This window comes from Micromonospora sp. DT201, from assembly GCF_049841575.1.
In the GTDB taxonomy this organism is placed as follows: Bacteria; Actinomycetota; Actinomycetes; order Mycobacteriales; family Micromonosporaceae; genus Micromonospora.
Window position 1 is genome coordinate 670,460 of record NZ_JBNCKP010000001.1, and the last position, 22,278, is coordinate 692,737.

A 22,278-nucleotide genomic window follows, 5' to 3' on the forward strand; every position below is an offset into this window, starting at 1 on the left:
CTGGGTGCACACTCGCGGGCGGCGCCGGACTCTGCCGGGATCAGGTGTCGCGGCGGGGCTGCTGGGTGAGCGTGAGGCGGGTGCGTCCGCGTAGGAGTCGGGTGATCTGCCGGACGGCGGTGTTGCGCCGCTGGGAGGCGTTGTGTGCGGACAGTCCGAGTTCGGCGGCGACGTCCTTGAGCCGTTCCCGGCGGATGTAGGTGCGGCGAACGAGTTCGGCGTTGGTGGTGTCGATACGCGCGCTGGCGGGTCCGGCGGCGGAGCGTTGGACGAGTGCAGCCAACACCGCCTCGGCGGCTTGGGCGTCGTCGCCGTGGGGTTGGCCTGGTTGCGGTCCGGCGCTGCCGTGCTGGTCGGCGGCCACGGTGGAGATCGTCGCGTCGTCGGCGATGAGGACGAGTTGGGCTAGGCGTTTGTCGTCTTCCTCGTCCAGTCGGGCGAGGCGGGCGTGGTACTCGGTGAGGGTTTCGTCGTCGCGGCGGCGGCGTTGACGTCTGCGCCGTTCGGTGCGTCCGCTCACGCGGTCGTAGGCGGTGCCGGTAAGCCGGTGGTAGATGTTGGGCCGGTTGGTGTCGAAGCGCCAGGACAGGGTGCCGTCGCGCGTGTGCGTCTCCCGCATCCGGGTCAGAAATTCGATCATGAGGTCGATCTGCACGCCGTCGCGCCGCCACTTGCGGCTGCCCTTTGGGGTGAGGCGGCGGGCGCGGTCGTAGAGGCCGCCGAAGCCGACGCCGAGGGCGTAGAGGCTCCACTGTTTGCGCATCGGACCGGCGTGGTCCCGGTAGGAGGCCACGATGTGCCGCCACACCCGGTCCTTGGTCTGCACGGGAACGGTGGTGAGGGCGATGCGGTGCAGCACGTAGCGAGGGGTGGCCGGTCGGGGGTCGTCGGTGCCATCGACCCATCCACGTGGCACGCCAACAGTGCACTTGGCGGCGGTATAGCTGACCAGGCCGAGGGGCATCTTGGCTAGCGGGATCAGGTCCAGTTCGTGCGGGGTATCGCGGGCGGGACGCGGGTCCTCCGGTAACCACCGGTCGGGGTCGTCGAAGACCAGCGGGCCAGCGAGGATCCCGCGCGTGTGCCTGGTGGGCACCTGTTCATCGGGCACGGGTTCGTGTCCTCCCCACGTCGCTCGGGCTGGGTGGGACACGCCGGGCCGCCTGTCGGCGGTGATGAGCCGGGATCGACGGTGACCCCTTGTGTAGCCCCCGGCGTGCTGCGGACACCGCCGGAAGTCGCACAAGCGTACGAGAGAACGCGTTCGGGTGCCACGGCGTAGTGCGGCCCCCCGCTGCGAGCGCTCGTCGTCGCCCAACTCCACAACCGACAGCCGGACCGGATGCCCCCGCTGCCGGCCTGGCCTTGATCCCCAGCGTAACCGCGTGGCGAAAAAATCTTCGCACTCAGAATGTGGATCTTGTGAGGTTCCGACGAAGCCGTTCCCTTCTCTGTAGGTAGAGCCACTAAAACGCGGCGGCATCGCCACGGCCCGACCATCACGGGAAAAGGAAACGGCTCGGGCTGGTATGGGCCGCTACGCATCCGGCTCCCGCCTGTTCATTCCTGGGAGTGTTCGCGCTGATCAGCCCCGTTATTCGAGGGCAAGCCGGCTTGCCGGCGCGGCAGTACCTCAAAGCCCGGCCATGGATCGACCGGAGGGACGTCGTCGGCGCTTTCGGTGCTGTGGCCTGCGGTTTCGGCCGATGTTGGCCGCATCGGTGAGGATCGGTCGCGGTTCGGGCGTGTCGGCTGGCGTCCTGGTGGCGATCGTGGTCCGGGCCTGCGGCCAGTTCGCCGCCGGGGTGCGGTCGCGGCCTGCTCGTGCCGTGCACTGCGGTCGGTGTCGGGGTGGCGCGTGCCCGTGGTCGGGGTCCGGCGTGAGGGTTTGACGCCTGGTTTCGGGCTGCTGGTCGTCTCCGGTGTCGTGTGCGCTCCGTTTCTCTCTGGGGCGGGGCGGGGGACCGGCCGAAGGCCGCAGCCCCCGACCCCGCCTACCGCTCATCTCCCCTCCTTCCGTCTCTCGCGGGATCGGCCATGCCGATCCCACTTCTTGACCAAGTAGGGAAACTCGTACGCACCTCGACTCTCCGGGGTGTTGACCATGCTCGCCTGCGTCCTGGTCGTCCTGGCCCTGATCGCCTGGAACCTCGGTACGCGGCGTCTGCGCCGGTCCCCGCTTGCCCATCCCGCCCCTGGCCGCCGGCTGCGGGCTGTCCGGCGTCCGCTTGTCCGGTCATGTCGGGCTAGGCGTCGTCCATGCCTATGGAGGCGTCACCGCTTCGTCTGTCCTTAATGGAGGTTTGCCGTGTCCCGTCGCACTCGTGGCTCTGACGTCGTGTCGATCCGGCTGTGCCTCGTGCTACCGGCGTTGCGGAGTCGCGGCCCGCCCCGGTTGGCCCGGCTCCGCTGTCCCTGTCCCGACTACCGCACAACCTGTACGGCCTGCACGACCCAACCAACCTTTCTGTCTTTGGAGCTTGTTGTGAACAGCATTCCTGTTGATCTTTCCCGTTTGTCCGGCCTGCTGTGTGTGGCTGCGCCGGAACGCAAGACTGACCTTGATGGCGTGATCCGTAAGGATCGTGAAGGTAATGCCCTGTGGGTAACCGGGGTTGCGGTGCGCCGGTCCGGCACCCGTAAGGCGTCGGTGATCGATGTTCAGACATCTGCCGAGCCGGAAGGCGTGACGGAGGGAAGCGCGGTCGGCGTGACCGAGTTGGACGTGTCGCTGTGGGAGATCGAGGGCCGGCACGGCCTGTCCTACAAGGCCGCGTCTGTCTACCCGGTTCGTCCTCGCACTGAGGGCGGTGCTGGTCCGACTCCGGTGCCGACTGCGCATCAGCGTGAGCGTGGCGGTAAGGCGACGACCTCATGAGCGCCGCCGACCTGATTCACGGCTGCGGTGACGACCGGCCCGGCGCGAGCGAGCTGGACGTGATCCGGCTCATGGCCTCCGGCGTCGCTGATCTGGCCGACGCGATCGAGTCCGCGACCCCGGCCGAGCGGCCCCGCCTCGTCGCGGAGTTGGCCGGCTACCTCGGAGAGACGGCGGCGCGCTGCCGGTGGTTGGCGTCCGTCCTGGCGCACTGCCTGGATTTGGCCGGTACGTACGCCGATGAGTCCGACTATGCGACCGAGCATCCGACGATCCGAAGGGGGGCGGACTGATGCCGCCGGCATCGGCACCACCGCCGACGCCTACGCCGTCTCCCTCGGTGACCCCGTGGATTCCCGACTTCGCGCCGAGAATCCCCGGGGTCATGATGGAGCGGCTCCAGGCGTGGCTACCGACGATCATCACCGTTGCCGTGGTCCTGGTGGCCGTCGTCGTCGCGCTGGTCGTGGCCTCGCGGCTGCTGCGCCGGGTGGCACCCCGGACGCATTGGTACCTGGTCGGGTTTCCGGTGCTGCGGCTGCGGATGCGCCACTCGTGGCGGCATCTGTGTCTCAACGCGGACTTGACCGGCACCGACCGGCCGACCACCGGGCAGCTCGGGCCGCTGTTGGTGAAGGGTCGGCCGATCATGCCGGTGCTGCCGCTGCTGACCCGTATCCGTCCTCGTTCGTTCGGGGCTACGGCGGTGATCCTGCTGCACCCTGGGCAGGTCCCGGAGCCGTTCGTGAACGCGGCTGAGGCGATGGCGCATGCCTGGCAGGTCCACGCGGTGCGGGTCGACGCGCGGCTACGCGGCCGGGTCCGGCTGACCATCCTCACCGCCGACCCGCTCACCACTCCTGGCAGGGAAGGGGCGGCCCGGACTCCCGCACCGGCAGCGAAGCCGGCCGCGGTGCCCGTGCATCCCTCGGACCCGATCACCGAGCCGGTCACTGCGGCGGTGCCGGCGGACCTGGCGGCCGAGGTGGGCCACCGTGAAGACGGTCAGCGGTGGGAGATCGACCTTGCCACGTTCCCGCACTGGCTGATCACTGGGGCGACGCAGTCGGGTAAGTCGACGCTCATCAACGCTGCGGTAGCCCGGTGGGCGTCGCGTCCGGTCGCGTTGGTCGGCATCGACTGCAAGGGCGGTATGGAGTTGGCCCCACATGCGCCCCGGCTGTCGGCACTGGCCACTGACCGGGCGGAGGCGGCGGACATCCTGGCCGAACTCGTCGCGGAGACGCAACGGCGGATGCGGCTGTGCCGCCAGCACGGGGCACGCAACATCTGGCAACTCCCCGAGCCTGTGCGGCCGGTGCCGGTGATCGTGGTCGTCGACGAGTTGGCCGAGCTGTACCTAGTCGCCTCACGCGCGGACAAGGACGAAGCGCTTCGCGCGACGACGCACCTTCTCCGGCTGGCGCAGCTCGGCGCGGCGCTGGGGGTGCATGTGATCGTGGCCGGGCAACGGGTCGGCTCGGACTTCGGCCCTGGCGTGACCGCGCTACGCGCCCAGCTCGCCGGGCGGATCTGTCTGCGGGTCAACGACGAGGAAACCGTGAAGATGACTCTCGGTGACCTCTACCCGGATGCGGTGGACGCCGCCCAGCAGATCGACCCGGCGGTAAAGGGCATCGCGGTCACCACTGCCGACGAAGCCGGGTGGATCCGCGCCCGCTCGGTGTACCTGTCGCCGGAAGAGTTGGCGGCCGTCATCGCGGCCACGGCACACCTGGCGCCGGTCCTGCCCGGCCTCACTCGACCGGGCTCGCGCGAGTAGAGGTGAATAGCCAGAACGGCTGGATCGGCATTGCTTAGAGATCAATGTCGTCGTCGTTGTCTGGTGCCGGCGTCCAGTATGGTTCCTGTTCGGACGGAATAACGCGCTCCGCTGCCGGACGGGACCTGGCCCACCGTAGAACGTCGTCACGGCTGCCTTCGATGCTTTCCACGCCGGCCATTTGGCCGTCTGGCAGCTCGTCCACCCATTTCGCCGACCAGACGATCTGTCGTTGCATGTCGCGGCTCTTGTAAATGTAGATGGTGCCGTGTCCGGGGCGGGGAGTGGGCGTTTCCTGCTCTGGCGTGATCTCATGGTCGCGGACTTCGGCAGGTAGGTAGAAGGCTTGGGTGCGGCGGCGAAACTGCTCCATGAGCGGATGCTACCGGACTGCTTGACGCTCCAACCCAAAAGCGGATCGAGCGTCGCGCGATCATTTCTCGATCACGCGACGCTCGACCGTTAGGGGCAGTCAATCAGGTAGTGTCCGCCTGCGGGTGCGTCAGGATGGGCTCCACCCGGAGCCGTACCAGGCGCTACCCAACTGCGGCGGGTTGTCCAGGTTGTAGGCACCTGCGGAGTTGCGGTGAAACTTCGGGCTCTTGATGAAGGTGTACCAGCGGCCCGGGTAGGAGCTGGACGGATCTGTCCAGTCGAACTGGTGAGCGACGCCAGCATGGGGAACGGTGCCCTCATAGGCGGTGTAGCCACCCGACCCGAAACCGTTGACCAGCGCTCCCGCCCCGTAGGGGCCTCCGCTCCACGTCTTGTACGTCGCCCCGCCGCTGACCGGGTAGCCCTCGGGGTGGGCGCTGCTGAAGTACAGCCGCTCACCTGAGGCCCGGACCTGCTTGGTGCCGCGCGTTGACTCGAACTGGAACGGCTTTGACGTGGAAGAACCACCGCTGAACTGCACTTCGATGAAAAACTCGGTATAGCCCAACGTGGTGCCGTTGTAGCCGTAGATGCCATCGCCGCTGAACTCGGCCCAGTAGTTTGCGACGTAGTACCAGCACCCGAGCGCCGAGCAAGTTCCGGCGTTGGACCGCGCCTTCGACGTGTCCGGGCAGATCCACGCACCCTTACGCGCGTTCACCGGGCTAGAGCACTGATCCGCCCCGGTTGTGGTCACCGCTCCGGTGTACGCCTTCTCGGCGGCAACTGGGATCGAGCCCGCAACTGCGGGGGCGGCGCTCACGGTGAGTCCGCCGACGATCACCAGCATTGCCGCGAGTAGCAGCCTTGCTAGCCGTATGGACATGACCTTCTCTTTCTGGAGGGCGTCGGGCATCAAACCGGTTGACCCTTCGCCGTCCGCCTCGATATCGGGGGATGGGGCAAGGCGGGAGTCCGGGATCCCGAATCGAAAGACTCCGTCTTGCCTAGCCGAGGCTATGACTGCCGTGGCCGGAGATGTAAGGCCATCGATTGTCGGAGTTCAACTCCGACAAATTCGAGCGACTGTCAGGTTTGAGATTTGATGAAAGAGGGATTCCCGTGTTCAGAAGTTTGCCCAACTCGGATTTTCAAGACTTGACGTTTACCGACCGGGAGATACTGGCCACCGCCACACACCCGGACTTCCGGGCGTGGCTAACGCGCATCCGTCATATCGGGGGTTGCCAACACCCCGTTCATCTCGTCGGTCACACCCTGACCGTGGACGCTGGCACCGGGCGTCTCGTGCGTGCCTTCACCTCGGCGGAGCAGCCTCACGGGCGGCTCACCATCGCCTGCGGGAACCGTCGTCAATCCCGCTGCGAACCCTGCGCCCGGCTGCACCAGGGCGACACCTACCAACTCGTCGTCGCGGGGCTCGCCGGCGGCAAGGGCGTCCCCGACACCGTCCGCGATCACCCGCGCGTGTTCGTCACGTTCACCGCGCCCAGCTTCGGCCCCGTGCACCGTCACACCACCGACGACCCCTGCCGACCGTCACGCCGCCGCCGTGGTCTCGTCTGCGCTCATGGTCGGCCCCTGTGGTGCCTCGACCGGCATCCATCGGACGACCCGCTCACCGGGTCCCCGATCTGCGGCGACTGCTACGACTACCCGGCCGCCGTGCTGTGGAACGCCCACACCCGCGACCTGTGGCAACGCCTACACCGCAACCTCTACGAAGCCCTCGCCACCACACGCGGCATGTCCCGCACGGCCGCCCGCAACACCGTTCGCGTCGGCTACGCCAAAGTTGCCGAATATCAGCGGCGAGGGGCCGTGCACTTCCACGCGGTCATGCGCTTCGACGGCCCCACCGTCGACACCCCGCCGCCGGCCTGGGCAACCCTGGCGCTGCTGGTGCAGACCATCCGGACCGCCACCCGCCGTGTCCACCTGGCCGTGCCCGGCCTGGACACCATCCTGCGTTTCGGCGCGCAGCTCGACATCCGGCCCATCCTCCCCGGCAACGGCAGCGACGACGATCTCAACGAACGCGCGGTGGCCTCCTACATCGCGAAGTACGTCACCAAGCCTGATGTCGCCGGCATCACCGTGGACCGACCCATCCGCGACGCGATCACCATCTCCGTGCTCCCCGTGACCGACCACGCTCGCACCCTGATCCGCACCTGCTGGACCCTCGGCGGTCGACCAGAACACAAGGCGCTGAACCTGCGGCGGTGGGCACACCAACTCGGCTACCGGGGCCACATCGCCAGCAAAAGCCGCGCCTACTCCACCACCTACACAGCGCTACGGGCCGCACGGGAAGAACACCGCCGCGACCAAGCCGACGAGCTGCTACCCGACGCCCCGGACGCCATCACCGACAAGCAATGGACCTACACCGGCAACGGCCACACGGCCGGGCAGGCTATGTTCGCCGACGCGATTGCAGACGACCTCCAAGCCGCCCGCGATGCTGCTCATGACGCAAGGGCGGGCGGTGAGGCGACGGGCACTGACACCGCCCGGCTTGCGATGCCTACCAACCGCAGGTCACGCCCCCTTGGGACCAAAGGCGGCCAAGGCTAGAGCTGCCACCACGAGCACGACGCCGAAGAGGAAGCCCCACAGAAAGCGCCCTGGTTTTGGCTGCGGAGCGACTTGATTAGCAGCCATGGCCAGGTTCTCGGATGCTCCAAGAATGGCTGAAACATTGCTGTCGAAATTCCCGTGCGCAAGAACGATTCTCGACAGTTCTTCGACCTGGCGGGCTACCGCGCGCATTTCGGCGGTAATCTGTTCGAGTCTTCGCGGTATGTCATCGAGGTCGTCGGCGGCTTGGGAGATCTTCGACGCTACCTGCGGGTTGATGCTGTGAGCCGAGGTCGAAAGCATCTCGGCTACTTCATAGTTGATGTTTCGACTAGCCGCCCAGAGCGCTTCCGCTACATCCTCATTTATGTTGCGCGCGGCCATGCTAAGCGACATTGCGGTGTCGGGAGAAATTACACCGTCTCGAAGCGCCTGCTTGAGCAGCGAACCCAGTTTAGGAGCGTCGGAAGAAATTTTTTCTAAGACAGCCTTCGTCTTGGTGTCCATAGTCTCGATACGACCGTAGTTGTGGCCGTTGACGATGGAGCCCGGTCCCGAATTCGTCTGGATCGAAGGAAGCTCCCATGGAGGGTCGGATTCAACCATCAGGGTGTCACGCCCGTGGTCGGATTGATGCTCCCGAAGTTGTCCCCATTGATGATATTGCCTGACCCGGTATTACTTTGCCTCTGGATCTTGTACTGACGAAAATCGTCGCGCTTGGGCAGAATGCCTGCGATGGCCTGAGCTAAATCGGGGTCCGCCGCTATTGCTTTGCGGATCTGCAATCGGAGAGCGATGTCGCTGTCTTCCTCTCCTGCGCAAACGTCGACTATGGCCCCTTCGATCGCCTCTTGGGGCTGTCCTCTACCTAGGAGCCGATTCAGAACCTGATGGCCAATTCTGACCGTGGCGTCGGAAGCCCCATCGATCGCGGCGCTGCGAACCCTATCTAAGGTGTTCACGCCGTAAGCCGCTACTGCGGCCGTCACGTAGGGCATTGCAGAAGCGGCAATTTGTGCAGCATCGACGTCCATCTTGCATGGATACACCAGCTCATGTCCTACGGAAAACATCCGTGCGGCTGAGACTGGCTGATTGTCGGATTCCCGACGACGCAAGAGGTATGTCGTGGGGTGGCTTGCCTCGCGAGCTGGATCCACAGCCGAGCGCCCGTACGGCGACTCCACTGAAGTCATTGCCCAGGCGCTAGCCCTACGTGGAGTCTCCGGGCCGGTGATGTTCACGGTCGCCGTCGCTGGCGATCCACAAGCCCCGCGATGCCTTCACGACGCTCATTCGAGCGTTGACACCCTTCAAGGAGATGTGCAATGAGCACCGCCACTGACAACCCCTGGACCATTGATGCAGTTCGCGCTCTAGGCGTGACAACGGACGTGGAGACCGCCGGAGCGATTCTCGGCATCGGCCGGAGTAAGGCGTACGCCCTCGCCAAGCGTGGGCAATTTCCTGTGCGGGTGGTCCGCGTTGGGCGAAGCTACGTCGTACCCGTCCCGGAGATCCTGGAACTACTCGGTGTCCGAGCGGTCACTTGACCTGATTGTCCAATCAGGAACAGTCCGGCCCGATAGCACGTCATCGACAAGGAGTGCAACGATGCCGGCGGCGGTGAGGTCCGGTCGGAGACCCACGAGCTTTTCTACTTCGCTGGCAGTGAGCCGAATCTTGATCTGCTGATCGCGCTTCTCGTCGCCAGGTAGTGCCGGCAATCCCTGAGCGACCTCGACCACCCTGCGTCGTCGCATAAGTCACCTTCCATCAATCGATCGATGAAGTGGTACCATGATAGGTACCACTTCATCTCTCCCAAGGGGGAATCTTGAGAGGATCAGTGTTCCGTCGCTGCGCCTGCCGCGACCCGAAGACTGGCAAGCAGTACGGGCAATCCTGCCCGAAGCTCAATCAACGCCGTCACGGCACCTGGGGCATTCGTCAGGAGCTTCCGCCGGACGCCGGTGGCCAGCGCCGGACCTTCCGCCGGTCCGGCTACACGTCGGCCACAGAGGCTCAAGCTGACCTGGATGCCGTCCGCGCGTTGCTGGCCTTGCCCGAGATTGATGACGACGAGGGCCGGCAGCGTATGGGCGACCTGCTGGAGCGCGTGGCGGCCAAACGAGAGGCGCTGCCCAACCTGGAGGAGACGCGCCGAAAGTTCCGTAGCGGCCAGTCTTTGACCCTGCGCATCACGGTCGGCGAATTCCTCGACACCTGGCTCTCCGGTCGCAAGATCCGCGCCAGCACGATCAACCGCTATGGGCGGGACATCCGGCTTCACCTCAAGCCGCGTATCGGGGAGATCCGTCTCGACCGGCTGCGCGTGTCACACCTGTCGGAGATGTTCAACGCGATCGTTGAGCGGAACATCGAGATTCAAGAAGCCAACGCGCTCCGACGTGCCGCCGTCGAAGAGCTGAAGACACTTAAGGGTCGTGAGCGTCGCCGTGCCGCGCGTGTTGCCATCGCTGAGATGCCGCCCTTCCGTCGCCCCGTCGGCCCAGCGACGCGCCGGCATATCAGGGCGACGCTCCGCGCTGCTCTGAACGACGCGATCACGCAAGAGCTGATCACTTTCAATCCGGCGGCTCATGTCGAGCTTGACCCGGTAAATCGGCCCAAAGGGCTTGTGTGGACTGACGAACGAGTCGCGCAGTGGCGAGCCACGGGGGAGCGGCCGTCGCCGGTCATGGTGTGGACGACTGAACAGACGGGCGCGTTCCTCAATGGCATCGCCGACGATGAGCTGTACGCGCTTTTCCACCTCGTTGCCCTTCGCGGCCTGAGGCGGGGTGAGGCGTGCGGGCTGCGGCCGGAAGACGTGGACCTCAAGGGCCACGCGTTGACCGTTGCCACGCAGCTCGTAGACATCAACGGCGAGATCGAGGAAAACGCGCCCAAGAGCGAGGCGGGTAACCGGATGGTGGCACTCGACGGGGGCACCGTGAAGGTGATCAAGCGCCACAACAAGCGGCAGCGCCAGGCGCGCGAGGAAGCAGGATCGGCGTGGATGGAGAGCGGCCGTCTCTTCACGCGTGCCAACGGCGAGTGGGTAGAGCCCACCTGGCTGTCGGACTACTTTGACCGGCTCGTGAAGCGCTTGGACCTTCCGCCGATCCGCCTGCACGACCTCCGTCACGGCGCGGCCACGATGGCGCTTAAGGCCGGGGCCGAGATGAAGGTGGTACAGGCGATGCTCGGGCACTCGTCGTACGCGCTCACTGCGGACACGTACACGGCTGTCCTGCCCGAGCTGGCGTTGGAGGCGGCCGAAGCTACTGCCCGCCTGATCTCTCGTCCGGGTGCTAAGCGCACCCCCGGGCTCACCTTGGGCTCACGTGGGGACAAGCAATCGAAGCAAGGCAATAAGCAGGATCGCAAGAAGGGCAAGAAGCAGCAGGTCAAGCCTGCTGCGTGAGGGTGCGCCCGGCAGGATTCGAACCTGCGGCCTTGGGATTAGAAGTCCCCTGCTCTATCCGCTGAGCTACGGGCGCGTGTGGCGTGCATGTTGCGCCCAGAGGGTACCGCCGTCCTACTGCCCGGCGGCGAAAAGGGTGCCCGCGTCCACGTTGCCGAGCAGGGTCTCACGGCGACCGCGTAACGAGCATCTGGGTTCCCACGGACCGGCCCGACCACGGACCGTACCTTTGGCTGGTGCTGCTGGATCCCGACGCCGAGAACGACGTCGCCTACGAGCTGTGCCAGATCGTCGGTCGCGCCATCCTGCCGTATCGCTCGTCGGTCGACGATGACCAGGTTCACGGCACGGCGTTCTTCTTTCAGGGCGGGGACGACCCAGTGGGGGAGTCGCTGCTGACGGCGGCCGACCTGGTCGGCTCGGCGGGTGGTGGTGAGCTGAGTCTGCGGGCGAGCGTCACCGAGCCGGCCGGGGTCGCGCCGGCTGCCGTCTCCGCGGCCGAGGTCGTGCCCGGCTGGGCCCGCTTCCCGGGCGACGGGGTCGCGGTGCTGCCGACCGCGGGCCTGCACCGGTACGCCGGCGACGGCGGCTGGCGGTGGCGGGTCCAGCCGGTGCCCGCCGGGATCGCCGCCGGGCCCGAGGTGGTCGCCCGCCTCGGCGCCGACGCCGATTCCGCCTTCGTGCTGGCCCATGGGGTACGCGAAGACGGGTCGCGCCCGTTGGAGGTGGCGATCGAGCGGGTGGTCCGGGACGGGGACGACGTGCGGATCACGACGGAGCTGCCGCCGGGGTACGTCGGCGCGCCGGTCTTCGTCGTCCAGGCTGACACCACCGGGGAGGTGTCGCTGTACTGCCTGGGCCTGGTGCTACCCGGCGTCGGCGGTCACCCGGTGGCGACTTTCGACCGGATCCGAGCCGTCCTCCCGGCGACCCCCGGCGACGTCTGAGCCCCTACCCGCACCGCCGTCCGGCCTGGTCAGCGGTCATCGGTCAGCCGCCGGGCGTCGCCGCACCTACCGAGTCGGCCGGGGCGGTGGGACCTGCGGCGAGGAACGCCTCGGCCCAGCGGCCGACCTCGTCGAAGACCTTCCGGCGTACGGCGGGGCCGGAGAGCACGAGGTCGTGCATCCCACCGTCGAAGCGGGCCAGGGTGATGTGGCGGCCGAGGCGGGGCGCATACCGCACCATGTGCTCGACGTCCAGGACGGCGTCGGCCAGGGTCGCGTTGTCGTGCCATTTGGTGCCCCGGTAGGAGCGGGTCGAGCAGGCCAGCAGCACCGGCACCTGAATGTCCAGACCAGCGCGTAGCCGGCGTTGACCGGTGCGGATCGCGTTCAGCCAGCCGGCCCGGACCGGGAACCCGGCCAGCGGCTTCCACGCCAGGTCATAGGTCCACTCGCCGCGGTGGTCGGTGTGGATGCTCTCGCCGTACACCGTGCCCAGCCCGATCGGCAGGATGCGGTGCGGCGCCCTGCGGCCCAGCCGGGACACGGCGGCCGCGAGGGGTCGGCGCACCGCCCAGGGGGCGTTGAGGTCGAAGAACGGGCTGTTGAGCACCAGGCCGTCGATGGTGCCGGTGTCGCGGCGGGCGTCCGCCCAGAGCGAGAGGATCAGGCCGCCGGTGGAGTGGCCCATCGTCAGCAGGGTGTCGTGTCCGTCGTCGGAGCGGATGATCTCGGCGGCGGCATCCAACTCGGGGAAGTAGTCGCTGATGTCGCGGCAGAAGTTCGGGGTCTGGCCCGGGAGCAGGCTGCGACCATATTTGCGCAGGTCGAGTGCGTAGAAATCCCAGCCTCGCTCGACGAAGAAGTCGGCCAGGTGGGTCTGGAAGAAATAGTCGACGAAGCCGTGCACGTAGAGGACGGCCCGCCCGGTGGGGCGCTCGGCCCGGCGCCGGACCAGGGTCGCGACGACCGGCCCCTCATCGTCGGTGCCCAGGTCGATCGTCTGCCGCTCGTACGGCGGCCCCAACACGTCCGGTTCCACGAACGCGACGCTACGCCGCCCACCTACCCAGCGGTAGCCCTCGCTCTCGCCCCACCCCACCCGTCCCGCGATCTTGCACTTGCTGTCGCGGCATAACGGTCAATAGCCGCGATTCGAGGTCCGAAAGTGCAAGATCGCGGGACGGGGCACGGGCGGGGCGGGGGCAGGGTTATGCCGTTTCTGCGTTTACCCGTGTGGGGTCGGCGGCGGGGACGGGCTCCTGGTCTTCGGTTGGGTCTTGCTCGCTCTGGGGCTGCGGGATGTCGCGCAGGTGCTTGTTGTGCCGCGGCTCCTGGCGGGTCTTGGCGTCGTTGAGTCGACGGCGCAGGTCGTCGCGGACGTCGTTCAGCGCGGCGTGCAGGTCCTCCTCCGCCGAGGTCGTGACGATCTTCTGCCGACCGGCGATCCAGCACTCCAGGGTGACCTTCTGGCCGCGAGCCTCCCGGTCCTTCACCGACACCTCCAGCTCGGTGGCGTCGGCGTGGAAGCTGGCCAGCCGGGCGTCGAGGGTGACGAACTGCTCGGCGATCCAGTTTCGGTCGCCCTGGGAGAACCCGGCGCCCACCCGCAGGCACTCGGCAACGGTGGCCGGGTTCGCCACGGCGCTCATCGCCGCGCCTCGGAAGCGATCGCGGAGCCGATTTTGGTGATCATCATGGCGCTGACCTCTCGTCGACGTGGAGCTGTCGGTGGTGCTTGATCAAGTGCATACCCAGATTGGTTGGCCTCGGAAACCGCTGAGGCTCAGCCGGGTGGTTCGCCGTACCACATCAGGGCGTGATCAGGGCGTTGTCCACAGGTCGGTTCGTCGTCCACAGGTCGGGGTTGGGCGCTGGCGATGGTCGCTTTCAACGCACAGGCTCGGTGTCGAGTCGACTCGCGCTGGCAGGCCCCGATCCCCCTGGAGGGACGATGTTCGACACCTACGTAACAATTGTCGGTAATGTGCTGACTGCGCCCGAGTGGCGGCGTACCACCCAGAGCAACACCCTGGTGGCCAACTTCAAGGTCGCCTCGACCGCCCGCCGGCTCAACCGGGAAAGCGGCCGATGGGTTGACGGCAACTCGCTTCGCGTTCGCGTCAACTGCTGGCGCAAGCTCGCCGAAGGCGTGGCAGCCTCGGTGATGGTCGGCGATCCGGTGGTGGTCTGCGGCCGGCTCTACACCCGCGACTGGACCGACGACGCCGGCAACCACCGCACCCTCTACGAGCTGGAGGCGGTCGCCGTCGGCCACGACCTGTCCCGAGGCCGGGCCCGGTTCCTGCGCAACCGGCCGAGCACGACGACCAGCACCGTGGAGGACGCGGAAGCCGAAAGTCGGGTGCACGGCGAACCCACCGAGCCGGTGTCGGCCGGGCACGCGCCCGTGCTGCCCGACGACCGCCCGCTGGACGACGACTTCGAGCTGCCCGACTACGCGGCACTGCGCACCAGCCCGTTCGTCGACGGCCCGGCAGGCGACGATGGCTCCCCGAACGGGCAGGCCGACCTTCCGCCGGGCCTGGACGACGAGCTGATCCTCCCACCCGAAGAAGAGGACGACACCATCGACGATGACCTGGACGACGAGTCGAGGCCGGCACCCGACGAGGGTCAGCCGGAGCCTGCGCTGTCCGGTCGAGGGCGGCGGAGCCGGGGCCGGGTGCCGCAGCCGGCGTAACCGATCGGTCCGACCATCGCGGGTCGGGCGATGACCGAGCTGTCTGAGGCCCCGTGCAGGTCGCCGGTGCTTCGGCGGCACGAAACCACACAGCACGAAGCCACACAGCACGAAGCCACACAGCACGAAGCCACACAGCACGAAGCCACACAGCACGAAGCCACACAGCACGAAACCACACAGCACGGCACGACGGGGGTGGGGTGGCGACGCGACCAGCATCGTCACCCCACGTGACGGCGGCGGCCACCCACGAGGCGCTGGTCGCTCGAGCACCGTGGGTCGGGCTGGCTTACGGGATGCTCGTCTAGGCTGGCCGGCCGGAGGTGGTGCGGGTGCGACGGACAGCGCCGGTGGCGAACGCGGTGGGGCTGCTTGCCGGGTACGCCCTGGACCGGCTGCTCGGTGATCCACGCAAGTGGCACCCGGTGGCCGGCTTCGGGCAGGCCGCGAGCGCGCTGGAGCGCCGCCTCTACCGGCCGGACCGGACGGCGGGTTCTGCATTCACCGCGCTGGCCGTGGGTGGCCCGGTGCTGCTCGGGGCAGCCGCCGCGGCGGCGACCCGGCACCGACCGGTGACCCGGGCGGTGCTCGTTGCCGCCGGCACATGGACCGTGCTGGGTGGCCGGACGCTGCGGCACGAAGCCACCGTCATGGGGCGAACGCTGCGTGACGGTGACCTGCCCGCTGCCCGGCGACGCCTCGGGCACCTCTGCGGACGGGACCCGTCGACGCTGGGTGAGTCGGAGCTGGCCCGCGCCACCGTCGAGTCGGTGGCGGAGAACACCTCCGACGCCGTCGTGGCCCCGCTGGTCTGGGGCGCGATCGCCGGCCTACCTGGCCTGCTGGGCTACCGTGCGGCGAACACCCTCGACGCGATGGTCGGGCACCGGTCGGCGCGCTACGCGCGGTTCGGCACGCCGGCCGCGCGGCTGGACGACCTGCTCAACCTGGCGCCGTCCCGGCTGACCGGGCTGCTCACCATCGCCGTAGCGCCGGTCGCCAATGGGGATCGGCAGCGGGCCTGGCAGGTGTGGCGGCGTGACCGCAACGACCACCCGAGTCCCAACGCCGGCCAGTGTGAGGCGGCAATGGCCGGTGCGCTCGGCGTCCGCCTCGGTGGCCGAAACATCTACTTCGGGCGCTCCGAGGTGCGGCCGTTCCTCGGTGACGGCCCCCGCCCGGAGGCGCGCCACCTGAAGCGGGCCGCCCGGATCTCCGGCGCGGTCGGGCTGGCCGCAGTTGGGCTGGCCGCCGCGTACCCGGTGACCCTCGGCCGTCTGGTCGGTGCCGTGGGCCGCCGCTGCCTCGGTGCCGTCGCGGGCCGGGCTGGGCTGGTCGGCACGGGCCGGGCTGGGCTGGTCGGCACGGGCCGGTCTGGGCTAGTCGGCACGGGCCGGGCTGGGCTGGTCGGCACGGGCCGGGCTGTCGGGGCGGAACGGGGGAGCGGGCGGTGAGCGGCGGGCTGCTGGTCGCCGGCACAACCTCCGACGCCGGCAAGAGCGTGCTCACCGCCGGCATCTGCCGCTGGCTGCACCGCCAAGGCGTCAAGGTGGCGCCGTACAAGGCGCAGAACATGTCGAACAACTCGGCCGTGGTCGTCGGTCCCGACGGGCGTGGCGGCGAGATCGGGCGGGCACAGGCCATGCAGGCCGCAGCCTGTGGGCTCGCACCCGACCTGCGATTCAACCCGGTGCTGCTCAAGCCGGGCAGCGACCTGGCCAGTCAGGTGGTGTTGCTCGGCGAGGCGGTCGACACGATCACCGCCGGCACCTTCCGGCACCTGCGGCCCCGACTCGCTGAGACCGCGTACGCGGCGCTCGCCGAGTTGCGCGACACGTACGACGTGGTGATCTGCGAGGGTGCCGGCAGCCCCGCGGAAATCAACCTCCGGGCCGGCGACTACGTCAACATGGGGCTGGCCCGGCACGCCAACCTGCCCACCATCGTGGTCGGCGACATCGACCGGGGCGGTGTCTTCGCCTCGATGTTCGGCACCGTGGCACTGCTGGACCCTGCCGACCAGGCGCTGCTCGCCGGCTTCGTGATCAACAAGTTCCGGGGCGACCTCGGGCTGCTCCAGCCGGGGCTGGACATGCTGCGTCACGTCACCGGTCGTCCCACGTACGGGGTGCTGCCCTGGGCACTGGACCTGTGGCTCGACGCGGAGGACTCCCTCGCCTACGGCCGAGTCCTCGGACGCCCCTCGGCCCCGCACGGCACCGAGTGGTTGGACGTCGCCGTCGTCCGCCTACCCCGGATCAGCAACGCCACCGACGTGGAGGCGCTGGCCACCGAGCCAGGCGTCCGCGTACGCCTCACCATCGAACCGGCCGAGTTGGCCGCCGCCGACCTGGTCGTCCTGCCTGGCTCCAAGTCCACCGTCGCCGACCTCGCCTGGCTGCGCGAGACTGGCCTCGCCGACGCGGTGGCCGCGCACGTGGCGGCCGGCAAACCGTTGCTCGGCCTCTGCGGCGGCTTCCAGATGCTCGGCCGCGCCATCCACGACACGGTGGAGAGCCGAAGGGGCAGCGTGCCAGGGCTCGGCCTGCTGCCTATCGAGATCACCTTCGACTCCCGCAAGACCGTCCGGCAGTCGGTGGGCACCGCCCACGACGGCCTCCCGGTCCGCGGCTACGAAATCCACCACGGGTACGTCTCGCAGGCCGACCCCACCCTGACCCCGCTGCTGACCGGCGAAGACGGTGCCGGGGAGGGAGCCGTGCTCGGCGCGGTGCACGGCACGCACTGGCACGGGGCGTTCGAGTCCGACGGGTTTCGCCGGTGGTTCCTCACCGAGGTGGCTCGCCTGGCCGGCCGCACGGGTTTCCGGGTCGCACCGGCCACAAGCTTCGCCGCCGCCCGGGAACGCTCGCTCGACCTGCTCGGTGACCTGGTCGAGGAACACCTGGACACCGATGCCCTCTGGCAGCTCATCGAAACGGGCGCACCTCCTGGCCTCCCGTTCATCCCACCCGGTCCCCCACCGTCCTCATAGCCCAACGACCCCATCAGCCCCCCATGATGCGGGTCAGGTTGCCCAACACGCTGATCCTGGACGACCCACGGGCTACTCCCGCTTGCCCTGCTCGGTCTGTGCCGGGCCGGCTTGCCCTGCTCGGTCTGTGCCTGGCCGAAACCGTTGGCGGCGCGGGTCGTCGCTCCTCACCGCGTCGATCATGGACCAATGGTGCCCGGTATGCCCTGATAGGCCACCTTTATCCCCACCACAACTCCATGATCGACGGGGTGGGTTGGGGTGGCGACGGTTGGGTGGCGCTGGTGGGGCGTTAGGGGCGGATGTCGGCGGGGCGGTCGGTGGTGGGGAGTCCAGCGGCTAGCCAGGCATCGACGCCGCCGATCATGTCGGTGGCCCGGCGCAGCCCGAGGGTCTGCAGGCTGGCGGCGGCCAGGCTGGAGCTGTAACCCTGCCGGCACACCAGCACGATCTCTCGGTCGTACCCGGTGGCCTCCGGGATCCGCCAGGCGCTGGCTGGATCAAGCCGCCATTCCAGCACGGTCCGGTCGACGACGACCGCGCCCGGCAGGTCGCCCTGTTCACGGCGCTGCAGTTCGGTACGGGTGTCGACCAGCAGGGCGCCGCCGCGGACCGCCTCGACGGTCTGCTGCGGAGTCAGTCGGTGCAGCCCGGCGCGGGCCTGTTCGAGCAGGGCGTCGATGCCGGGGCTCATCACGTCTCGGAGCACCACCCGATCATGCCGATTCGGTAGCACCCCGGGCGGCGAACGGGCCGCGCGTCACCCGTCGCCGCCCCAATTCCCCCGGACGTGACGGTGCCCGGTGAGGGCGGTCAGCAGGACGTGTCAGCCCGGCCCACGCGGCCCGCTGATCCACTCCGCCTCGCCGACATTGCGGTATCCCGCATCAGGGATACCGCAATGTCGGCGATCTGGAGTCGATCACCCTGGCCTGCGGTGGCGGCGGCATACTTCAGCCATGTGCCACGTGAGGTTGCGCTGACCTCCGACGCCGGCCGACCGGCACCAGGCCGCGAGGCCGGACACGTCGGACGACCGACCGATGGAATCGCCGACGCCGGAGAGTTGGCCGCGAACGGCGTGGAGGTCGAGGGCTTGGCGGGCCGGGCCGTCGGCGTCGAGGGCTTGGCCGCGAACGGCGTGGAGGTCGAGGGCTTGGCGGATCGGGCTATCCGCGTCGGGGGCTTCGTCGAGGAGGGCGCGGACGTCGAGGAGGGCGCGGACGTCGAGGAGCGGTCTGGAGGGCTTCCCGTGGCGGTCGTCGAGGCGTACGCCGAATTGGCCCGTCGGGTGCTCGCGGGCCCAGCGCGATTGGGGCGAACCCGGCTGGTCGCGGTCGACGGGCCGAGCGGCGCGGGTAAGAGCCGGTTCGCCGCGCGTCTCGCGGACGCCCTGGCGGCGCTGCCCGGTGGCCGGCCGCCGGTGGTGCACACCGACGACCTGCTCGATGGTTGGGATGACCAGGTCACCTTCTGGCCCCGGCTCGACGAGTGGGTGCTGGCCCCGCTGCGCGAAGAGCAGCCGGGTGCCTACCGACGCTACAGCTGGGTGCGGCAACGCTTCCTGCCCCAGCCGGTCCCGGTGCCGGTGGCCCCGGTGCTGGTGTTGGAGGGGGTCAGCGCCGCCCGTGCCGTCGTCCGGCCGGAGCTGACCCTGGCGGTGTTCGTCACCGCGCCCGCGTCGTTGCGGCTGGCCCGTGCGGTCGAACGGGACGGGCCGGAGATTCTGCCGGAGCTGCGTCGCTGGCACGCCGGGGAGCGGGCGCACTTTGCCGCCGATGGCACGGCGGCCCGGGCGGACCTGCTGGTGGATGGCGCGCCGGCGCTGCCGCACGACGCGGACCGGTACTACGTGCGCATCCGCTGAGTGGGCATGGACGTCCGTCACCGGCTACGGCACGATGCGAGAAGGCCGATGCGAGAAGGCTGAAGCGAGATGGCTCAGGGCCGCGGCGAACGGGGGACTCATCATGTCGGCAACGGACGCGCCCGCGCGGCGCCGGATCACTCTGACCGGTGTCAGTTCGCGGGCCTGGGAGCATCCGGCCGATCGGGGTGCCCTGGTCGCGCTGCGCGAGCTGCGCGGTTTCGACGACGTGGTGCGGTCGTTCTTCGGCATGTGGAACGAGCGCGGTTTCCGGCTGTCTGTGCTGGCCTCCGGCATCCGCGTCGATCACCGGCAGTACCCGGCGGTGTGGCAGCGCTACACCGAGGCAGCGGCGGTGCTCGACGTGGCCGAGCTTCCCGAGCTGTACGTGACCCAGTCGCCCTGGCTGGGTGCCGAGGCGGTCGGCCTGGAACGGCCGTTCATCGTGCTGAACTCGGCCTGCGTGCAGCAGCTCGACGAGGATGAGCTGCGCTGCCTGCTCGGCCATGAGCTGGGGCACGTGGGTAGCGGGCATGCGGTCTACAAGACCATGCTCATGATCCTCACCCGGTGGGTGGCCAATCTGAGCTGGTTGCCGGTCGGCGCGATCGCGTTGCGGGCCATCATCGCGGCGATGCTGGAGTGGTGGCGCAAGGCGGAGCTTTCCGCCGACCGGGCCGGTCTGCTCGCTGGGCAGGACCCGGCCGCCGCGCTACGGCTGCTGATGAAACTCGCTGGCGGCGGTGACCTGTCCCAGATCGACACCACGGCCTTCCTGGAGCAGGCCACCGAGTACGCCGGCGGCGGGGATCTGCGCGACAGCTTGCACAAGATCCGGATGACCGCGTGGAGCACTCACCCGGCGCCGGTGGCGCGGGCGGCCCAGCTGCGCCAGTGGATCGACTCTGGGGCGTACGGGAGGGTGCTGGCCGGGGAATATCCGCGCCGTGACGACGACAGCTCGATAAGCGTCTCGGAGGAGATCAAGGCGGCTGCCGAGTCGTACCGGGAGGAGTTCAGCCGGTCCACCGATCCGTTGGTCGGGTTGGTGCGCCGGCTCGGCGACGGCGCCAGTGACGTCGGCGAGTGGGTGGGCGGCACCGCCGGTCGGGCCCGCTCCTGGATGGATGCCGCCACCGAGGCCGCCGGTCGCGCGCACCGTGCCGGCCGGGCCGCGCCCGGCGCGGGCGCGGGCACTGCGGGAGGCGGTGACGGTACGGGCTCCGCCGGCATGCCTGGGTAAGGCCGGCATACGATGCCGGTCATGACCTCACCGATCATGTCCGAGTCCGAGTTGCGGGCCGCCGTCGAGCGGGAGATGCCCGGCGTACGGGCCGACCTGGAACGCCTCGTCCGCATCCCCGGCATCGCCTTCGAGGGCTTCGACCACTCGCACGTGGAACGGTCCGCCGAGGCGGTCGCCGAGCTGCTGCGCGACTGCGGCCTGGACGTCAAGATCGTGCGTTCCGGCGGTCAGCCTGCGGTGATCGGCCGTCGGGCGGCCCCGCCCGGTGCGCCCACCGTGCTGCTCTACGCCCACCACGATGTGCAGCCGGTCGGCGACCGGTCGCTGTGGGAATCCGACCCGTTCGAGCCGGTGGAGCGCGACGGTCGGCTCTACGCCCGGGGCGCGGCCGACGACAAGGCCGGCATCATGGCGCACGTCGCGGCTTTGCGTGCGTACGGTGACGCGCTGCCGGTCGGCGTGGTCCTCTTCATCGAGGGCGAAGAGGAGTACGGCTCCGACTCGCTGGAGCAGTTGTTGGCCGACCACCGCGACGAGATCACCTCCGACGTCATCGTGATCGCCGACTCCGGCAACTGGGACATCGGCGTACCGGCGCTGACCACCTCGCTGCGGGGCATCGTCAACTGCTTCGTCGAGGTCCGCACCCTGGACCACGCGGTGCACAGCGGCATGTTCGGCGGTGCCGTGCCGGATGCGCTCACCGCGCTGGTCCGGCTGCTGGCGACGCTGCACGACGATGCGGGTGACGTGGCCGTGGACGGGCTGGTGGGCCGGGAGGGCGCCACCGTCGACTACCCGGAGGACCGGGTCCGGGCCGAGGCCGGGCTGGCCGACGGCGTGCAGTTCATCGGCACCGGCCGGATCACCGACCGGCTCTGGACCAAGCCCGCGCTGGCGATCCTCGGCATCGACGCGCCGTCCACCGGTGAAGCGCCGAACGCTCTGGTCCCGGCCGCGAAGGCAAAGCTCAGCATCCGTCTCGCCCCCGGCGACGACCCCAAGCGGGCGTACGCGGCGGTGCGCGCGCACCTGGAGAAGCACGCACCGTGGGGCGCCCAGGTGGCGGTCAGCTTCGAGCACGATGGCGACCCGTGCGTGATCGACGCGTCCGGGCCGATGTTCGACGCCGCCCGTTCGGCCTTCCGCACTGCCTGGGACGGCACGGACCCGGTCGACATCGGTGTCGGCGGCTCGATCCCGTTCATCGCCACCTTCCAGGAGATGTTCCCGAAGGCGGCGATCCTGGTGACCGGCGTGGAGGACCCGCACGCCCGTGCACACGGCCCGAACGAGAGCCTGCACCTGGGGGAGTTCGCCCGCGTCTGCCTCGCCGAGGCGCTGCTGCTGCGCAATGTGGCGGCAGCGGGCAGTTAGGTCTCGAACGGCGATTTTGGGCCTGATCTGGGAGTTTACGGCGTGTCGGACGGTTGGCTGTTATAGCCT

At 68.9% G+C, this 22,278-nt stretch carries 20 protein-coding genes, 1 tRNA gene and 1 pseudogene; 13 read left to right on the forward strand and 9 right to left on the reverse strand.

The genetic code is table 11. From position 1 onward, the window contains the following. Positions 1-40: 40 nt before the first annotated feature. Positions 41-1,111 (reverse strand): hypothetical protein, encoded by a 1,071-nt coding sequence (locus ACLQ28_RS03245; RefSeq protein ID WP_425684669.1) that lies wholly within the window; start codon positions 1,109-1,111, stop codon positions 41-43. A gap of 1,374 nt (positions 1,112-2,485) precedes the next feature. On the opposite strand from ACLQ28_RS03245, the gene ACLQ28_RS03250 reads away from it, so the two are divergent. The 3 genes from ACLQ28_RS03250 to ACLQ28_RS03260 are packed head-to-tail and all read left to right on the forward strand — an operon-like array spanning position 2,486 to position 4,661. Beyond that, entirely contained in the window at positions 2,486-2,878 is a 393-nt protein-coding gene (locus ACLQ28_RS03250) for a hypothetical protein (RefSeq protein ID WP_425684670.1), read from the forward strand. Then, positions 2,875-3,171 (forward strand): hypothetical protein, encoded by a 297-nt coding sequence (locus tag ACLQ28_RS03255; RefSeq protein WP_425684671.1) that lies wholly within the window; start codon positions 2,875-2,877, stop codon positions 3,169-3,171. Before ACLQ28_RS03250 ends, ACLQ28_RS03255 begins: the two co-directional genes overlap by 4 nt. A 47-nt stretch (positions 3,172-3,218) precedes the next feature. Further along, on the forward strand, positions 3,219-4,661 hold the full coding sequence (locus ACLQ28_RS03260) for an FtsK/SpoIIIE domain-containing protein (RefSeq protein WP_425684672.1): 1,443 nt from the start codon (positions 3,219-3,221) through the stop codon (positions 4,659-4,661). Between the two features lie 34 nt (positions 4,662-4,695). On the opposite strand, the gene ACLQ28_RS03265 is transcribed toward ACLQ28_RS03260, so the two are convergent. Continuing rightward, a complete protein-coding gene (locus tag ACLQ28_RS03265; protein WP_425684673.1) occupies positions 4,696-5,034 on the reverse strand; it encodes a hypothetical protein in 339 nt (112 codons plus the stop codon). Between the two features lie 129 nt (positions 5,035-5,163). After that, the gene (locus ACLQ28_RS03270) at positions 5,164-5,922 is read right to left on the reverse strand and encodes a hypothetical protein (RefSeq protein ID WP_425684674.1); all 759 of its coding nucleotides are present in this window, start codon (positions 5,920-5,922) and stop codon (positions 5,164-5,166) included. Between the two features lie 236 nt (positions 5,923-6,158). Between ACLQ28_RS03270 and ACLQ28_RS03275 the strand changes: the two genes are divergently transcribed. Next, positions 6,159-7,637: a replication initiator gene (locus tag ACLQ28_RS03275; RefSeq protein WP_425684675.1), complete on the forward strand. Its 1,479-nt coding sequence runs from the start codon at positions 6,159-6,161 to the stop codon at positions 7,635-7,637. Here ACLQ28_RS03275 and ACLQ28_RS03280 read toward each other — a convergent pair. Continuing rightward, a complete protein-coding gene (locus ACLQ28_RS03280) occupies positions 7,602-8,246 on the reverse strand; it encodes a hypothetical protein (protein ID WP_425684676.1) in 645 nt (214 codons plus the stop codon). The genes ACLQ28_RS03275 and ACLQ28_RS03280 overlap by 36 nt on opposite strands. Then, positions 8,246-8,677, reverse strand: coding sequence for a hypothetical protein (locus tag ACLQ28_RS03285; protein WP_425684677.1), 432 nt, complete (start codon positions 8,675-8,677; stop codon positions 8,246-8,248). The genes ACLQ28_RS03280 and ACLQ28_RS03285 overlap by 1 nt, the downstream gene beginning before the upstream one ends. A 294-nt stretch (positions 8,678-8,971) precedes the next feature. Here ACLQ28_RS03285 and ACLQ28_RS03290 point away from each other — a divergent pair, with 294 nt between their 5' ends. Together ACLQ28_RS03290 and ACLQ28_RS03295 are read left to right on the forward strand one after the other, a co-directional pair. Continuing rightward, on the forward strand, positions 8,972-9,196 hold the full coding sequence (locus ACLQ28_RS03290) for a helix-turn-helix transcriptional regulator (RefSeq protein WP_425684678.1): 225 nt from the start codon (positions 8,972-8,974) through the stop codon (positions 9,194-9,196). 284 nt (positions 9,197-9,480) lie between these two features. Continuing rightward, entirely contained in the window at positions 9,481-11,073 is a 1,593-nt protein-coding gene (locus ACLQ28_RS03295) for a tyrosine-type recombinase/integrase (RefSeq protein ID WP_425684679.1), read from the forward strand. Positions 11,074-11,076: 3 nt separating this feature from the next. Here the strand turns inward: ACLQ28_RS03295 and ACLQ28_RS03300 are convergent. After that, positions 11,077-11,149 (reverse strand) — tRNA-Arg (locus tag ACLQ28_RS03300). A gap of 160 nt (positions 11,150-11,309) precedes the next feature. Here ACLQ28_RS03300 and ACLQ28_RS03305 point away from each other — a divergent pair. Then, the gene (locus tag ACLQ28_RS03305; RefSeq protein WP_425684680.1) at positions 11,310-12,020 is read left to right on the forward strand and encodes a hypothetical protein; all 711 of its coding nucleotides are present in this window, start codon (positions 11,310-11,312) and stop codon (positions 12,018-12,020) included. A gap of 43 nt (positions 12,021-12,063) precedes the next feature. Here ACLQ28_RS03305 and ACLQ28_RS03310 read toward each other — a convergent pair whose 3' ends face one another. Then, positions 12,064-13,059 carry an alpha/beta hydrolase gene (locus ACLQ28_RS03310; RefSeq protein WP_425684681.1) on the reverse strand — a complete coding sequence of 332 codons (996 nt, stop codon included), beginning with the start codon at positions 13,057-13,059 and terminating at the stop codon, positions 12,064-12,066. A 169-nt stretch (positions 13,060-13,228) separates the two neighbouring features. Continuing rightward, positions 13,229-13,669, reverse strand: coding sequence for an HPF/RaiA family ribosome-associated protein (locus tag ACLQ28_RS03315; protein ID WP_425684682.1), 441 nt, complete (start codon positions 13,667-13,669; stop codon positions 13,229-13,231). 302 nt (positions 13,670-13,971) lie between these two features. Between ACLQ28_RS03315 and ACLQ28_RS03320 the strand changes: the two genes are divergently transcribed. From ACLQ28_RS03320 to ACLQ28_RS03330, 3 genes and pseudogenes are all read left to right on the forward strand, one after another. Continuing rightward, complete coding sequence (locus ACLQ28_RS03320) at positions 13,972-14,721, forward strand: single-stranded DNA-binding protein (RefSeq protein ID WP_425684683.1); 750 nt, start codon at positions 13,972-13,974, stop codon at positions 14,719-14,721. Between the two features lie 335 nt (positions 14,722-15,056). Continuing rightward, a pseudogene (locus tag ACLQ28_RS03325) lies at positions 15,057-16,049 on the forward strand (cobalamin biosynthesis protein); the annotation flags it as partial. Between the two features lie 125 nt (positions 16,050-16,174). Next, entirely contained in the window at positions 16,175-17,719 is a 1,545-nt protein-coding gene (locus tag ACLQ28_RS03330; RefSeq protein ID WP_425684684.1) for a cobyric acid synthase, read from the forward strand. 292 nt (positions 17,720-18,011) lie between these two features. Here the strand turns inward: ACLQ28_RS03330 and ACLQ28_RS03335 are convergent, their stop codons facing one another. Further along, positions 18,012-18,413 carry a rhodanese-like domain-containing protein gene (locus ACLQ28_RS03335; RefSeq protein WP_272619644.1) on the reverse strand — a complete coding sequence of 134 codons (402 nt, stop codon included), beginning with the start codon at positions 18,411-18,413 and terminating at the stop codon, positions 18,012-18,014. A gap of 558 nt (positions 18,414-18,971) precedes the next feature. Here ACLQ28_RS03335 and ACLQ28_RS03340 point away from each other — a divergent pair. The 3 genes from ACLQ28_RS03340 (at position 18,972) to ACLQ28_RS03350 (ending at position 22,209) form a co-directional block, all read left to right on the forward strand. Next, positions 18,972-19,586: a uridine kinase family protein gene (locus ACLQ28_RS03340; RefSeq protein WP_425684773.1), complete on the forward strand. Its 615-nt coding sequence runs from the start codon at positions 18,972-18,974 to the stop codon at positions 19,584-19,586. Between the two features lie 103 nt (positions 19,587-19,689). Then, positions 19,690-20,829, forward strand: coding sequence for a M48 family metallopeptidase (locus tag ACLQ28_RS03345; protein WP_425684685.1), 1,140 nt, complete (start codon positions 19,690-19,692; stop codon positions 20,827-20,829). A 36-nt stretch (positions 20,830-20,865) separates the two neighbouring features. Continuing rightward, positions 20,866-22,209, forward strand: a complete 1,344-nt coding sequence (locus ACLQ28_RS03350; RefSeq protein WP_425684774.1) for a dipeptidase — start codon at positions 20,866-20,868, stop codon at positions 22,207-22,209. Positions 22,210-22,278: the final 69 nt, after the last annotated feature.

What these genes read in the sequence shown, in the direction of transcription:
- ACLQ28_RS03255 (WP_425684671.1), top strand. Translation starts at nt 2,875, where the DNA reads ATGAGCGCCGCCGACCTGATTCACGGCTGCGGTGACGACCGGCCCGGC.
- ACLQ28_RS03265 (WP_425684673.1), bottom strand. Translation starts at nt 5,034, where the DNA reads ATGGAGCAGTTTCGCCGCCGCACCCAAGCCTTCTACCTACCTGCCGAA.
- ACLQ28_RS03270 (WP_425684674.1), bottom strand. Translation starts at nt 5,922, where the DNA reads ATGTCCATACGGCTAGCAAGGCTGCTACTCGCGGCAATGCTGGTGATC.
- ACLQ28_RS03280 (WP_425684676.1), bottom strand. Translation starts at nt 8,246, where the DNA reads ATGGTTGAATCCGACCCTCCATGGGAGCTTCCTTCGATCCAGACGAAT.
- ACLQ28_RS03285 (WP_425684677.1), bottom strand. Translation starts at nt 8,677, where the DNA reads ATGGACGTCGATGCTGCACAAATTGCCGCTTCTGCAATGCCCTACGTG.
- ACLQ28_RS03290 (WP_425684678.1), top strand. Translation starts at nt 8,972, where the DNA reads ATGAGCACCGCCACTGACAACCCCTGGACCATTGATGCAGTTCGCGCT.
- ACLQ28_RS03315 (WP_425684682.1), bottom strand. Translation starts at nt 13,669, where the DNA reads ATGAGCGCCGTGGCGAACCCGGCCACCGTTGCCGAGTGCCTGCGGGTG.
- ACLQ28_RS03320 (WP_425684683.1), top strand. Translation starts at nt 13,972, where the DNA reads ATGTTCGACACCTACGTAACAATTGTCGGTAATGTGCTGACTGCGCCC.
- ACLQ28_RS03335 (WP_272619644.1), bottom strand. Translation starts at nt 18,413, where the DNA reads ATGAGCCCCGGCATCGACGCCCTGCTCGAACAGGCCCGCGCCGGGCTG.
- ACLQ28_RS03345 (WP_425684685.1), top strand. Translation starts at nt 19,690, where the DNA reads ATGTCGGCAACGGACGCGCCCGCGCGGCGCCGGATCACTCTGACCGGT.
- ACLQ28_RS03350 (WP_425684774.1), top strand. Translation starts at nt 20,866, where the DNA reads ATGTCCGAGTCCGAGTTGCGGGCCGCCGTCGAGCGGGAGATGCCCGGC.